Source organism: Paenibacillus sp. FSL W8-0187 (genome assembly GCF_037969755.1).
GTDB lineage: Bacteria > Bacillota > Bacilli > Paenibacillales > Paenibacillaceae > Paenibacillus_AQ.
In genome coordinates, this window is the sequence record NZ_CP150206.1 from 1,255,045 (window position 1) to 1,270,092 (window position 15,048).

The following is a 15,048-nucleotide window of genomic DNA, read 5'->3' on the forward strand; positions in this document are numbered from 1 at the left end:
GGAGAACTATAACCTAAGAGGTGCTTTTTAAGTTATAATAATTAAAAATTCATGAAAAAACGGTGGGAGGGTTGATCATGCAGAGATCCTGGTACAAGCGTCTATTGCTCTCCTATATGCCCATTTTTGTTATTGTGATTACCTTTATATTTTTTGTTTTCTTTCAGCTGTTCAGCGAACAGAGCCGCCGGGAGGCGCTTAACGCCAATAAATCGCTTTCCTTGCAAGCGATGCGTATGGTGGACACCTCTCTGAAGGTGATCGACAATATGATCGTTCTTGAGAGCATCAATAGCAAGGCTTTGAACGATTTTTTTGAATCTTCTGCCGTGAGCGATCCATATATTAATATCCAAGCTGTTAAGAAGCTCAAGGAGATCATTAATTATTATCCCTTGATCGATTCGATTTATCTGGTGAGGAATTCGGACGACTATGTGCTCAGCGATGCCACGAATGGATACATAAGTACATATCCGGACCATGAATTTATCGAGCAATATCAAGTATCGAAAACGCCGAAATGGACAGGCGCTAGAAATTTTGAACAATTTACAATGAAAGGCGGCAAACAGGTGGTCAGCCTGGTCAGAGGATCGCCTTATATGAAAAACGATTTTGGCATGATCGTCGTCAATGTGAGCGCGGAATCTTTGAACAAGCTTACCCAAGAGATGCTGGATTCCAAGATGAGCTTCATTCAGGCCCAGGATGCTTCCGGAAATCATCTGTTCGGCACCTCGATGGATCGTCCGCCATCCCAAGTCAATTCCCAGTATGTATCAAGCTATACGAATTGGAAATATGGCAGCGGTTTGTTGAACAATAGTTTTGTAAGCGCTATCTCTTATTTGTATAACCTTTGGTTTATCATCGGTCTTGGCATGATTGCCATCGGCTTCCTATGGATGATTTATGTTTCCAGGCGCAACTCCAAGCCCATTGAGGCAATCGCCGCCCGATTCAGCAGCTATTCGCTTCCGGTGGTGAGCGGAGGTCGGGGGAAGGGGAAGCTGGATGAATTTGCTTTTATCGAATCCGCCTTTGACAACATACTGGAACAATTCAAGGAATATCAGGAGAAATACCGTGAGGATCTCCATGTCAGAACCCGGTATATGTTCCGTCAACTGATCGAAGGGGACTCTCGTCTGTCTATTTCCGAATGGAAATCTGAAGCGGTTCGGCTGAATTTGCCGCTGCCGCTGGATCGATATCGTATCCTCATCCTTGAAATCGATAAGTATGGCGATTTCTGCCGGGACTATTCCAAAGCCGATCAAGATCTGCTTAAATTCACCCTGCGGACGGTCGTGGATGAGATCGCTTTGAAAAAGGACTGCCGGCTGTGGTCGGAATGGACGTCACCTTCCAATCTGTCCATTATGCTGTTTGAAGAACGGGATCAGGACAAGTTCGAGGAGGCCGTACTGGTCCCGGTTGCAGAACAAATCCTTGCATGGACGCACCAAAACTTGAAATTTACGATTACGATTGGCATAGGCAGATGCACAGATCAGATTGGCGATATTCCGCACTCTTATAAAGATGCGATGCAAGCCTTAAAGTATAAAATCGTGCTCGGTGAAAACCGGCTGATCCGGAGCGAGGATATTTCGAGTCATGGCATCGTCGAGGTTTATACGCATTTGGGAGAAATCCGCTCAATCATCCAGTCCTTCAGAATGCTGAAAGAGCATTGGAGCGACGACTACGATCAATGGTTTGAACAGCTGAAGAACAGCTTCCTGACCAATGATGAAATATTCAGCCTGATGAATTACCTTATTTATTATATCGGCCGCGAAATATCGGGACTGGGCAAGGAAATTTACAACAAGTGGATACAGGAGGGATTGCCGAAGCTGACAGTAAAGGTAGACAATTCTTACTCCTTGGAGCAGCTGAGACAGGAAATCAAACAAGTGCTGACGGATCATTATGAACAGATGAAGCAGATTCAGGATGGAAACCAATACTCCAATATGATCAGAAACATATGCAGCCTAATTGAGCGCGATTATGCCAATCCGGATCTTTCCCTTGAAATGCTGGGGGAACAGTATCAGCTGAACGCCAAATATGTAAGTAAATTGTTTAAGGAAAACACCGGACAAAGGTTCATTGATTTCCTGATCGATATTCGAATGAAGGAAGCGAAGCGGCTGCTGACGGAAACGGACTATTCCGTTCAGGAGATTGCAGAGCGGGTCGGATACGCCCATGCCATTTCGTTTACCCGCGTTTTCAAGAGGACGGCTGGAGTTACTCCGGGTGAATACCGGAATAACCGGAAGGCACAGCAGCGTGGAGAAAATGATTCAGTAGTAGAAAACGGTTAAGGCGGCGATTATGCATCGTCGTCTTTTTTGATTGGAAATGTACCCATTTTTAAGGCGGTCCGCTCGCCTCCAGTAAACCTTGATGCGTTTTTACGAGGAGACCTTGGCGAAAACGGTTAGCTGTTTTTATTTTTGTTTCTTGTGCCCGGATGACATTGTTGTATACACTCGGTTTACATCGCAAGGACCTGAAAGTAGGAATGGACGAAAGGAGTTAACCAGCATGCCGAGACTGAACTCTAGGCTTCAAACCGAACCAAGCCTGGACCAGAAACATCCCCTACAGTTGAAAGCGCTGCCAGAAGGGGGAAGAGGAATGTCAAGAAGAAAACAAATTAAGCGTCATTGGCAGCTGTATCTCGTTCTGCTACTGCCCGTTCTTTATTTGATCATTTTCAAATACGTACCGATGGCCGGTATTGTAATCGCATTCAAAAATTATAACGTCATCAAGGGAATCTGGGGAAGCGACTGGGTCGGACTGAAATATTTCCACCAGTTCTTCGATTCGCCGAACTTCTGGCTCTACATTAAAAACACACTTGGCATCAGTTTCTATGGATTGATCGTAGGCTTTCCAGCACCTATCCTTTTGGCACTCGCGCTGAACGAAATTCGCAACGGGCTATTCAAGAAGACGGTGCAGATGGTATCTTATGCCCCATATTTTATTTCTACAGTCATCATGGTTTCGATCATTGTCGTCAATCTGACGCCAAACGTTGGGATGATCAGCAAATTTTTTGAGATGCTTGGTATGAGTAATACGAATTTTATGGGCATTCCGGGTCTGTTTAAGTCCATTTACGTCTGGTCGGATGTCTGGCAGTTTACAGGATACGGAGCGATTATTTACATTGCAGCGCTGTCCGGCGTCAACCCGGAGCTGTACGAATCGGCCAAAGTGGACGGCGCGTCCCGCATCCAAAAGATTCTGAACATCGATATCCCGAGCCTCATTCCCGTATCGGTCATTCTGCTCATTCTCAATCTAGGCAACATCATGAAACTAGGCTTTGAAAAAATATACCTGATGCAAAATCCGCTTAACTTAAGCACGTCAGAAGTCATATCCACTTATGTGTACAAGGTTGGTTTGCTGGGATCCAGCTTCAGTTTCTCGACGGCAATCGGTCTCTTCAACTCGGTCATTAACCTTATACTGCTGGTGTCCGTCAATTACATCGCCAGAAAGCTGTCGAACAGCAGCTTGTGGTAGGGATATCCCGCTTTTCGAAAAAACAAAACCAACTCCGGAAAGAGAGGAGACTTTATGTTCAATAAAACGGCTATACGTGAATCGAAAGGCGATCGCCTCTTCATGTTCTTGATCTATCTGTTCTTGTCATTGGTTCTTATTGCTGTAGCTGTACCACTGATCTACATTGTAAGCTCGTCCTTCAGTTCGCCTCAAGCAGTCGTAACGGGCAAAGTTTGGCTGTTTCCCGTAGATTTTACGCTGGACGGCTACAAGGCGGTGTTCAATAATCCGCAAATCGGCGTCGGCTATCTGAACTCCCTCTTTTACACCGTCGTCGGCACGATCATTAATGTAACACTAACGATTATGCTAGCTTATCCGCTGGCGAAGAAGACGCTTTACGGCCGTAATTTCTTCATGGTTCTGCTGGTGATCACGATGATGTTTGAAGGAGGACTGATTCCTTATTATCTCGTCGTCAAAAATCTCCATCTGCTGGATACGCGCTGGGCCATGATATTGCCGGGGGCGCTTGGGGTATTCCAGGTCATCGTCGCAAGGACGTTTTTCCAAACCACGATTCCCGATGAATTGGCAGAAGCCGCGGAGCTGGACGGATGCAGTGACATCCGGTTCATATTCAGCATCGTCCTGCCGTTGTCCAAACCCATTATTGCGGTCATGACGTTGATGTATGCGGTCGGCCATTGGAATGCTTATTTTGATGCACTGATCTTTTTAAGAAAGCCTGACTTGTTTCCGCTTCAAATCATTCTCCGCAATATTCTAATCCTGAATACAGTCGATGCTTCCATGATGGCGGATGTGAGCCAGATGCAGGCACAGCAGGGGCTTAAGGATTTGCTGAAATACTCCTTGATTGTTGTTGCCAGCGTGCCGGTGCTCGTCATATATCCTTTCGTCCAGAAACATTTTGTCAAAGGCGTCATGATCGGCTCGCTGAAGGGCTGATCATGAAGAGCGATAATGGCATCAAGGAGGTGAGGCTGTACATTATTCAGATACGGCAAAAGCTCGTGGCGGCACAGGAAAGGGGCCAAGCGCCCGAAATACTGATGATAAGTGGGGGGAATATTCAATGGAAAAGAGCATGAAAAAGAAAACCTGGCTAGGCTTCATCAGCTGCCTGATGGCTTGCATGCTGCTGCTTAGCGCCTGCAGCGGCACCAAATCGGCCGATTCCGGCGATCAGGCAAACGGCAAAACAGCAGATGAAGATTTGTTTACGCCTGTCGGTTCCTATCCGATCGTGAAGGAGCCTATGACCATTAAAATGTTCGCACCTCAATACGCGTCGATCGAAAACATGGATACCAACCTATTTACCAAACATCTTGAAGAGAAGACGAACATCAATATCGCTTGGGACCTTGTACCGGACAATGCTTTGAACGACCGCAAGCAGCTCATGCTGGCCGGCGGCGATTATCCTGAAGTCATTCTCCAAGGGAATTTGACCAAGGAAGAGCAAATGAAGTATGGGTCGCAGGGCGTGTTTATCCCTCTGAATGATTTGATAGACCAATATGCACCCAATATCAAGAAAGCGATGGAGGATATCCCTTACATGAAATCCTCCATCACGACTCCGGACGGCAACATCTATGCATTGCCGCAGGTCAATGAATGCTACCATTGTGACAATGCGCTCAAAATGTGGATCAATAAAAAATGGCTCGATAAAGTGGGACTGCCTGTTCCAACGACAACTGACGAATTTTATACTGTACTGAAAGCGTTCAAAGAGAAGGATCCGAACGGCAACGGCAAACAAGATGAACTCCCGCTGACAGGCTCGGATGAAATGTGGGCAGGCAACGTCTCCGCCTTCCTGATGAACTCGTTTATCCTTGATGATTACGTTGACAAGGGTTCGGGTACGTTCCTCCGCGTCATCGATGGCAAAGTTGATTTTACGGCAAACAAAGAAGAGTGGAAGCAAGGCCTCCTTTATCTGAATCAATTGTACAAAGAGGGATTAATTGATCCCGCAGCCTTTACCCAGAATGCGGATGCGATTCAACAAATGGCCAACCGCGAACCGGACAATATTATGGGTACGCTTTCAACTGCATTAATTAGTTATGCTTACAGCATGGATGATAAGGCGCCGCGTCATAAAGATTATGTTGCCCTGCCTCCGCTAAAAGGCCCGAATGGTGTGCAGCAGACGCTGAATTTTGCGGGAATCGCTGTCTCACAATTTGCGATTACGAATAAAGCGACGAGCGAGCAGCAGATTGCCGCCATCCGGTTAGCGGATTATCTGTATACGGAAGAAGCGATCCTATTGCAGGAATATGGCCCTGAAGGCAAAGGGTGGCGGAAAGCTGAATCCGGAGAAAAGGGTATGGATGGAAAGCAGGCTAAATATACAGCTACTCCTATCCCCGACAAAAAGCCGACGCATAATGACGGTTGGGAGCAGATCGGTCCATCACTGAGAACCTACGCTTATCGCGCGTCCTGGACAGCTCCTCAGGATCCGCTCGCTCCCGATGGATACGGTACCCGTCTGAATCAAGTTTCCAAGGAATATGAACCGTACCAATCCAAGGAGCAATATCCAACAGGACTGTTCATCGCGCTTGAAGATGCAGAGCTCGTTGCACAGATCAAGACAACGCTTGTCGACTACGTAAAATCCAATATGGCGCAGTTTATTACAGGCTCTAAAGATATTAATAAAGAATGGGACTCTTATGTGCAAGGGCTGGAAGGAATGCAGCTTAGCCAGTACCTGGAAATCTATCAAAAGGCATTAGATGCGAGAAAATAATGCAGAAAGCAGGTGTATGATTCAATGAATGAACTTGCAAAGCCATCTCCACAGCAGCTGGCATGGCAGGATATGGAGATGGGCATGTTTTGCCATTTCGGTATGAATACGTTTTGCGATCAGGAATGGGGAGACGGGACGGATTCAGCGGAAATCTTCAATCCGGAGCAGCTTGATGCCCGGCAGTGGGCTAGAACCGCAAAACGCGCGGGCTTCAAATATCTGGTATTGACCGCAAAGCATCATGATGGATTCTGTCTGTGGCCAACGAAAACGACCGATTACTCCGTGAAGTCCAGCCCGTGGAGGGACGGTAAAGGGGATGTCGTCCGGGAAGTTGCCGATGCCTGCAGAGAGGAAGGGCTTCAGTTTGGGCTGTATCTGTCCCCCTGGGACCGACATGAACCTTGCTATCCGGATAAAGAGGCTTATGACGATTTTTACGCGGAGCAATTAACGGAGCTTCTGACCGGATATGGACCGCTGGTCGAAGTATGGTTCGACGGAGCCGGTTCCCAAGGCAGGGAATACGATTGGAACAGAATCATCGGTCTGGTGGATCAATACCAGCCGGATGCAATGGTCTTTAATATGGGACGCCCGACCATCCGCTGGGTAGGGAATGAAGACGGCGTCGCCCCTTATCCGTGCTGGAATACGGCCACTACGGCGAAGGAGAGTATGTTCACCAGCGATATGATGACCTGGATGGAAGGAACCCCGGGCTGGGTACCGGCTGAATGCGATGTTCCGATCCGCAAGCTTCACTGGTTTTGGCATCCTGACGATGAAGCAAGCTTAAGAAGCCTGGAGGAAGTACTGGATATTTATTACCGCTCGGTCGGCCATGGCGCTACGCTGCTCTTAAATATATCCCCGGACAACCGCGGGCTGCTGCCTGAAGTGGATGTGAAGCGTGTCATCGAATTCGGAGATGAAATCCGCCGCAGATTCGGGCAGCCGGTTGGCCAAACGAGTGGAGAAGGAAGCGAGCTGCTTCTGAAGCTGGAGCATAGCCAGCCAGTAAATCACGTAATCATCATGGAGGACATAACCCATGGGGAGCGTGTGCGTGAATACGTGCTTGAAGCATACAGCCAAGGCGAATGGAAAGAGCTTGTACGTGGAAGTGCGATTGGGCATAAAAAAATCGACCAGTTCGACACCGTCGAAACCGATCAATTGCGTGTCAGAATCCTTTCCAGTGTGGAGAAACCTTTGATCCGAAATTTGGCTGCATATCACGTGGAATGATTTTCATAAGTGAAATTAGTAACCAAAAACAGACTGCCGCGGCAGTCTGTTTTTCGTATTTAGTACTTTGTATCCATTTCTTAAACGGAAGCTTAGAAAATACGGTCTGGGTATCTTGATTCTACGCGCTAATCACGTTACCGCAATAGTCGCATTCCTTCTCATCGTTAGCATACACGATGATCCTGGCTCCGCAGCTCGGGCATTCCATGGATCTAGGTCCGCGCCCCCGATCCTCGCTTTCATCGTATTCGTCGTCTTCATACGCCTCATCACCATATTCGTCAACATATTCTTCATTGTAATCATCATCATATGCTTCATGATACTCTTCGGGCTCAAGGTCGAGGATGCCATTTTGGATTCGGCCGAAGGGCAGCATGTGCTCTGTGATCATAAAATCCAAGTCTCGAATGACGTGATTGGGAGATTGTTTCGTCGCTACGGCGATATGATCAATCTCTTTGATTCTTCTGTTTATAACAAGGTGGTAATACTGGTGCAATAATAAGCTGAATTTGCGATCTGCCCGGCTGCCCAATATGAAAAAAGCGATAGCCGGAATTAGAAGTATTACTCCATATAGCCAGGCAGAATCCCAGAAAAGTTGAACATCCTCAGGGTTGTTGAGGTCAAAAGCTAAAATAAATAATCCCATGATTAAAATATAAGTATAAACCCAAAGCCATCCAATCAGTCGATGATTTCTTCCCTTGCGAGAGTGATGAACATGAGTCGTAAGTACACGGAATAATGTCATCAAGAGACCGACGGGATATAATGTGAAGGCGAGTGTTAAAATGACACGGTCGAACCTGGAATATTTCGATTTATAAGGTAAATAATCTTCCATCCTTAGTACTCCTTTTCATACGGTGCTATCTGGTTCTAATATACTATCATTGTATACGATTTATGGTCTTTGTTGTTGCATTATTTGGAAAAATACGGTGCGGACATAAGAGGAACGGCAGACAAGGAAGCCTTGATGAGCTGTCTAAACGAACCTAAGAAGCAGATATTCCATTCAATATGTGGGACATGTTATGGGTTGTTTTTTGGCAGGGGTTTATTCATGCTTTGCGTAAGGACACTCGTGACTTCAGTCATGAGAGGAATTGCGTTTTTTTCCTCCTTAGAATCATCGCAAATGCTCCTTCTTTCTCAAAAAACAAACAACTACTTTGGACTAGAACAAATGTTTGGTATAATGGTAAATATAAACGTTACGTCCCTGTTCCTACTTCGATCCTCACGGAAAGGATGGGTGAGATCTGTTGAAGCTAACGGTTACCGCCAAAATCAAAATTTTACCTTCACCAGAGCAGAAAGAGTTGTTGTTCCAGACACTCCATGCCTATCGGATGGCCAGCCAATTTGTATCGAGGCTCGTCTTTGATGAGAAGGTGCTCCACCAACAGAAGCTGCATCTCTTGACGTATCGCAAGCTTCGTGCCGATTTCGGGCTTCGCTCTCAAATGGCGCAATCGGTGATGAAGACGGTCATTGCCCGCTATAAGTCCATTCAAGGAAATGGGCATCCCTGGACTCTTGTACGATTCAAGAAGCCGGAACTCGATTTGGTCTGGAACCGCGATTACTCCATGCGAAACCCAATGTTTTCAGTCAATACCTTATCCGGGAGGATCAAGGTCCCCTTTGAAAGCAAAGGCATGGAACATTATTTGGATGGAACATGGACATTCGGTACAGCCAAACTGGTGCATAAGCGCGGAAAGTTCTTCTTGCATATCCCCGTGACCCAACCTGTTGACGAACCGTCCGTGCATGACATCGAAAGAATCGTCGGTGTAGATATGGGGATCAACTTTATCGCCGTCAGCTATGATTCGCGGGGAACAACCGCATTCTTCCACGGCAGAAGGGTCAAGAACCAGCGTTCAAAGTACAAGCGGCTTCGCAAGCGGCTGCAACAGGTTGGAACAGCTTCCGCCCGCAGAGCGATCAAGCGTATCGGACAGCGAGAAAACCGTTATATGACCGATGTCAACCATCGGATATCGAAGGCACTCGTTGACCGGTACGGAGCGAATACCTTATTCGTTGTGGAAGATCTAACGGGCATTCGCCATGTGACAGAACGTGTTCGCATCCGGGATCGATACGAGAGCGTGTCATGGTCGTTTTACCAACTTCGTCAGATGATCGAGTACAAAGGGATTCGTTCAGGCGCCAAGGTGATCGCAGCGAATCCGGAGTACACGTCTCAGAAGTGCCCGAAGTGCCTGCGTACAAACAAAGCGAACCGCGACAGGAAAAAGCACCACTTCTGTTGCAGAGAGTGCGGCTACGGCTCTAATGATGATCGAATTGGAGCCATGAATCTTCAGCGCATTGGAATGAAGTACATCGCTGAAGTGGCTGTGTAGGTATACCTGTACAGCCAGGCAGCAGTCAACCTGCCTATCGTAACGCCATGTTAAGGAAGGAGGCCTAACCCGCCGCTCTCACTTCCGGGCAGTTACAAGCTCGCGACTTCAGTCATGAGTTGTTGACACTGAATAAGATGTGCAGATTGATACCGCGCCCCTCAGGGTTTGAAAACATAGGAGGAACCATGTCCTGGAGCAAATTGAAGCAACAGCTGGAGAGTTTTCTCAGTCCTGCATTAGCTGGAAGAGTTGAATATCGCGCCACCGGTTATCGTTATTTACCTGATAAAGCAGGGCTTTGTTATATTTCGGTAGATAAAAAGAACGTACTCAATATGAGTGATAAAACCAGCTCCATCAGATGGTATCAGACGGAGCTGGAAATTAAGAATGATCCCAATATCCAAATTCCGATCAGCGATGATGAATTGGAAGCCGTCAGAAAGGAAACGAAAGGGACCGTTCCAGAGGATCGTCTAAACGTAATTGCAAGAAACAGAAAAGTATCCGTACTCGCAAAGGAGCTTTTGTCAGCACAGGCTGCATTAAGTAAATCCAATTTTGTCGCTACAGCGAATAAGTTCTTATCTACTTCTATAGAAGAAAGCATAGAGAGCGATGATATCTTATTGAATATTCTAGCTTTGGCAGACAGACGAGTTGGCAAAAAGCGGATTTTAAACATGGCAGATAGGATGAAGCTAAAGCATCCGATTGTGCAATATTTTTATGAACTGCGGCGCAGTGCGTGATGAGCATAAATAATTTTTGTTGAAAGAATCATATTGCACTTGTGGAAGAGAGGGAATTTCATGTCTGAACAAACAAAGTCGGAAAGAGTTCATCAGGTATTTGAAAAGATATCGGATCAATACGACTCGATGAACTCGGTCATCACTTTTAGGAGACATATCGCATGGCGCCATGATGTTATGAAACGGATGAATGTGAAAGAAGGTAGTAAAGCTCTTGATGTGTGCACTGGAACCGGGGATTGGGCGATTGCTTTAGCAAATGCTGTTGGAACGCATGGAGAAGTCATTGGATTAGATTTTAGCCAAAACATGCTCAAAATAGCCCAAGATAAGCAAGAGCAACAAGTTTTAAAGCAGCTCACCCTTATCCAGGGAAATGCCATGGAGCTTCCTTTTGAAGATGATTCATTTGATTATGTAACCATTGGTTTTGGTTTAAGAAATGTACCCGATTATTCAACCGTGTTGCGGGAGATGTATCGAGTAACTAAACCAGGCGGACAAGTCGTTTGTTTAGAAACATCCCAACCCACATTAATCGGTTATAGACAAGCTTCCCTCTTTTATGTTCGCTATATCATGCCCTTGCTTGGAAAGTTTATTGCCAAAAGTTATGATGAATACTCATGGTTACAAGAATCAGCTCGTCATTTCCCCAATAAAAATGTACTGAAACAAATGTTTTTGGAAGCGGGATTTTCCAAAGTAGATGTAAAAAGCTATAGTGGCGGTGTCGCGGCAATGCATATGGCGATAAAATAAATAATAGCAAGGAGGGGCCACGCCCCTCTTTTTTATTGGGGGTATGCACCTCTCTGGAATATGATATATTCATTAAAGTGTCTACGATTAACATATACTGCTGTTTGATATACATTGCTTAAATATGCTATAAGTGAAGAAAAAGCAAGAGCATGAACAAGATCAAGAACAGGTTGGACTTACTATTTCGGGATAAAGATTTGTCCTGGTATGTATAGAGGGGTATTGGATATGACAGATAATTTTTGGCGTGATTTACCACGACCTTTTTTTATACTGGCGCCCATGGAAGATGTGACGGATGTTGTGTTTCGTCATGTTGTAAGTGAAGCAGCCAGACCGGATGTGTTTTTTACGGAGTTTGCGAATACAGAGAGCTATTGTCACCCAGAGGGGAACCACAGTGTGCGCGGACGTTTGACTTTTACAGAGGATGAACAGCCCATGGTAGCCCATATCTGGGGAGATAAGCCGGAATACTTTCGTCAAATGAGTATCGGCATGGCGAAAGAAGGGTTTAAAGGCATCGATATTAATATGGGTTGTCCTGTAGCGAATGTAGCGGAGAATGGGAAGGGAAGCGGGCTGATCTGCCGTCCCGACATTGCAGCGGAACTTATCCAGGCCGCCAAAGCCGGGGGACTGCCCGTCAGTGTAAAAACAAGGCTCGGTTTTAGTAGCGTAGACGAATGGCGCGACTGGTTAACCCATATTCTGAAACAAGACATTGTGAATCTGTCCATTCATCTGCGGACAAGAGATGAGATGAGTAAAGTAGACGCTCATTGGGAACTGATTCCGGAGATTAAGAAACTTCGTGATGAGGTGGCACCAGACACACTTCTAACCATTAACGGGGATATTCCTGACCGTCAGACCGGACTCCAGCTCGCTGAACAATATGGAGTGGACGGCATTATGATTGGACGTGGTATTTTTCATAATCCGTTTGCCTTTGAGAAGGAGCCAAAGGATCATAGCAGTGAGGAATTGCTTGATCTGCTGCGGCTGCATCTGGATCTCCATGATCAATATTCAGTACAGGAGCCACGCTCCTTCAGACCCCTTGCCCGCTTCTTCAAAATCTATGTCCGTGGATTCCGAGGGGCAAGCGAACTCCGAAATAACTTAATGAACGCAAAATCAACAAGTGAAGTACGTGCGTTGCTTGATGAATTTGGAAGCAAGGATCATGATGAGGCAGAGGAACACGGAAACTAAATGGATAGGCTGGAGAAACAACAGCGCTTCAGGAGAACAAATAACATTTTTAGAAAACATGGCCGAATTGGCTGTGTTTTTTCTTTTGGAAAATCTCAGCACTCCTTCTAGCTATAGCTTTTAGCTATAACTAGTTATGTTCTTTTGGTATGTCTTCTAACCCCGCTCGTCGTGATATGATCATCGTATACAACGAGGGGGTTATTTACATGACTGATAAGTTCCAGATCGTAGGAAGTTTGTTGCGGCCCGAAGAGCTGCTGAAATATAAAACGCAAATTGAACATCGTGATGATATCCAGTATCCGTTCTATGAGAATTTTGAAGGGTATGCTGAGTGCGAGACAGAGGCGATCAAACAGGTTGTGAAAAAGGAAATCGAGCATAACCTGTCGATTATTACGGACGGTGAATTCTCCAAATCGATGTGGCATCTGGATTTTGTATGGGGCTTTGGCGGAGTTGAGCGTTATATCGCGGACCATGGCTACTTTTTCCGGGATGTGGACGGAACCTCGAAATATGAAACACGCAAAGATATTGGGCTGCGCATTACTGGCAAACTGAGTGGAAAGAATCATCACTTCATTAAGCTGTTCAAACAGCTTCAAGATACGGCTGGCGATCAGCAAACGAAACTTTGCGTACCGTCTCCTTCCCATATCTTCGGTGAACTTTCCTGGTCGGATAACATTGGCGGCACGGATGCTGTTTATCAGAACAAACAGGAGCTCAAAGCGGGCCTTGTAAGCGCGTATAAGGAATTTGTGGAGGAATTCGCTGCGGCAGGCGGCAAAATCTTGCAATTCGATGATTGCTTGTGGGAGTTGTTTGCAGACGACAACCCGAACTCTCCGTTTACAGGGGAGCATATTAATCAAGCGGAAGTACAGGGTCTTGCCACCGAATTTATTGATATAAACAATACAGTGATTGACTTCGGTCATAGCCTGGGCTTGAAAATGTGGACACACAACTGCCGCGGCAACTATGATTCCCGTAACATGGGCGGTGGATCTTATGCGAAAATCGCCAACTTGTTCCTGAAGCAATTGAAATATGATCGCTTCTTCCTCGAGTGGGATGATGATCGTGCGGGTTCGATTGAAGCACTGGAGGTTTTCAAGGACAGACCGGAAACGGAGATTGTTCTGGGCTTGCTGTCTTCCAAAACAAATACGCTTGATGATGAAGGACGCGTCATCCGTCTGCTTGACGAAGCATCCAAAATCATTGATAAGGATCGTCTGCTGCTCTCACATCAATGCGGCTTTGCCTCCTGTGATGGCGGTAACGAACTAAGCGAAGCCGAGCAATGGGCGAAGATTGATCAAGGCCAGAAGCTTGCGAAGCAATATTGGGGTAGCTAGATAATAAAACGAGATATTTATATAAACGGCGACCTTTTCCCGGAATTCAATCAGGGGAGAGGTCGCCGTGTTTTTTTGAATGGTCTTCTTGTATATCTTGTATTATCCTTTTTTTGTTACCAAATCTCTACTCTTTGCTAAGCTGGGGATTGCCTTGGGTTTGGCAGAAGGACTTGTCCCTTTCGATTTCTCCATTTTGGAGAACAAGTTCATCAATTTATCTTTATAGATATATCCGAGTACGAAACCAATAACGGCAATGACGGATATGATAATGGCGATGCTGTATTGTTGCATATGAATCGTGGACCCTACCGCGGCAGAGGCAATAATCCATGGCAGACGACCAACCAGAAGTATCGTGAAGAATCTTAAAGAACTCATGGATGTAAGAGCGGCAACAAATACGAGCATGTCTTTCGGCAAACCGGGAATCACGAAAAAGATAAACAAAAAGGCAGAGAACTTCTTCTCATTATGAATAAACGACATCCACTTATAGTCTTTCTTTTGCAGCAATCGCGCAATAAAATTGCGACCGATAAAACGAGTGAAATAAAAAGCAATCGCTGAGCCCAATACCAAGCCTACTGTAGTATAGAATGACCCAAGCGTAACCCCATAGATATATCCGCCTGCAACCTGTACCACTTCTCCCGGAATAGGCGCAACCACGATCTGAAGTATCTGGAATAAAATAAACATCACCGGACCCCAATGTCCCGTTGAATGAATATACGCTCTGAAATTGTCCATGGACGACATGACTTTAATAATGGCAGGAGAATAATAGACCAGTAAACCAATGGACAAAATCGTTAACAGACCCAACAGTATTTTCATAACTGTTTTTCTCGAAAGTTGTGGCATAGCTGATGACTCCTTTGCGTTATGACCTTTGCTGATTACAGTATAAAACGAAAATATGAAGAGTCACCTACATAACTTCT

The 15,048-nt window shown here is 45.8% G+C and carries 12 protein-coding genes; 10 read left to right on the top strand and 2 right to left on the bottom strand.

Annotated features, from left to right (window positions below; translation table 11 throughout):
* The first annotated feature begins 77 nt into the window (after positions 1–77).
* The 5 genes from MKY48_RS05505 to MKY48_RS05525 all read left to right on the top strand — a co-directional run bounded on the left by MKY48_RS05505 (position 78) and on the right by MKY48_RS05525 (position 7,597).
* Positions 78–2,342: a helix-turn-helix domain-containing protein gene (locus MKY48_RS05505; RefSeq protein ID WP_339292474.1), complete on the top strand. Its 2,265-nt coding sequence runs from the start codon at positions 78–80 to the stop codon at positions 2,340–2,342.
* A 316-nt stretch (positions 2,343–2,658) separates the two neighbouring features.
* Positions 2,659–3,561: an ABC transporter permease subunit gene (locus MKY48_RS05510; protein WP_339292475.1), complete on the top strand. Its 903-nt coding sequence runs from the start codon at positions 2,659–2,661 to the stop codon at positions 3,559–3,561.
* Positions 3,562–3,615: 54 nt separating this feature from the next.
* Positions 3,616–4,515, top strand: coding sequence for a carbohydrate ABC transporter permease (locus tag MKY48_RS05515; protein ID WP_076325522.1), 900 nt, complete (start codon positions 3,616–3,618; stop codon positions 4,513–4,515).
* Between the two features lie 127 nt (positions 4,516–4,642).
* A complete protein-coding gene (locus MKY48_RS05520; RefSeq protein ID WP_339292476.1) occupies positions 4,643–6,343 on the top strand; it encodes an ABC transporter substrate-binding protein in 1,701 nt (566 codons plus the stop codon).
* 24 nt (positions 6,344–6,367) lie between these two features.
* Positions 6,368–7,597, top strand: coding sequence for an alpha-L-fucosidase (locus tag MKY48_RS05525; protein WP_339292477.1), 1,230 nt, complete (start codon positions 6,368–6,370; stop codon positions 7,595–7,597).
* A gap of 121 nt (positions 7,598–7,718) precedes the next feature.
* On the opposite strand, the gene MKY48_RS05530 is transcribed toward MKY48_RS05525, so the two are convergent.
* The gene (locus tag MKY48_RS05530) at positions 7,719–8,450 is read right to left on the bottom strand and encodes a hypothetical protein (RefSeq protein ID WP_339292478.1); all 732 of its coding nucleotides are present in this window, start codon (positions 8,448–8,450) and stop codon (positions 7,719–7,721) included.
* Positions 8,451–8,874: 424 nt separating this feature from the next.
* Between MKY48_RS05530 and MKY48_RS05535 the strand changes: the two genes are divergently transcribed.
* The 5 genes from MKY48_RS05535 (at position 8,875) to MKY48_RS05555 (ending at position 14,098) form a co-directional block, all read left to right on the top strand.
* Complete coding sequence (locus tag MKY48_RS05535) at positions 8,875–9,987, top strand: transposase (protein ID WP_339292479.1); 1,113 nt, start codon at positions 8,875–8,877, stop codon at positions 9,985–9,987.
* A gap of 188 nt (positions 9,988–10,175) precedes the next feature.
* The gene (locus tag MKY48_RS05540) at positions 10,176–10,742 is read left to right on the top strand and encodes a hypothetical protein (protein WP_339292480.1); all 567 of its coding nucleotides are present in this window, start codon (positions 10,176–10,178) and stop codon (positions 10,740–10,742) included.
* 60 nt (positions 10,743–10,802) lie between these two features.
* Positions 10,803–11,507 (top strand): demethylmenaquinone methyltransferase, encoded by a 705-nt coding sequence (locus tag MKY48_RS05545; RefSeq protein WP_339292481.1) that lies wholly within the window; start codon positions 10,803–10,805, stop codon positions 11,505–11,507.
* Positions 11,508–11,738: 231 nt separating this feature from the next.
* The gene (locus MKY48_RS05550) at positions 11,739–12,728 is read left to right on the top strand and encodes a tRNA-dihydrouridine synthase (RefSeq protein WP_339292482.1); all 990 of its coding nucleotides are present in this window, start codon (positions 11,739–11,741) and stop codon (positions 12,726–12,728) included.
* A 209-nt stretch (positions 12,729–12,937) separates the two neighbouring features.
* On the top strand, positions 12,938–14,098 hold the full coding sequence (locus tag MKY48_RS05555; RefSeq protein WP_339292483.1) for a cobalamin-independent methionine synthase II family protein: 1,161 nt from the start codon (positions 12,938–12,940) through the stop codon (positions 14,096–14,098).
* A gap of 102 nt (positions 14,099–14,200) precedes the next feature.
* Here the strand turns inward: MKY48_RS05555 and MKY48_RS05560 are convergent, their stop codons facing one another.
* Positions 14,201–14,968 (bottom strand): TVP38/TMEM64 family protein, encoded by a 768-nt coding sequence (locus tag MKY48_RS05560; RefSeq protein WP_339292484.1) that lies wholly within the window; start codon positions 14,966–14,968, stop codon positions 14,201–14,203.
* Positions 14,969–15,048: the final 80 nt, after the last annotated feature.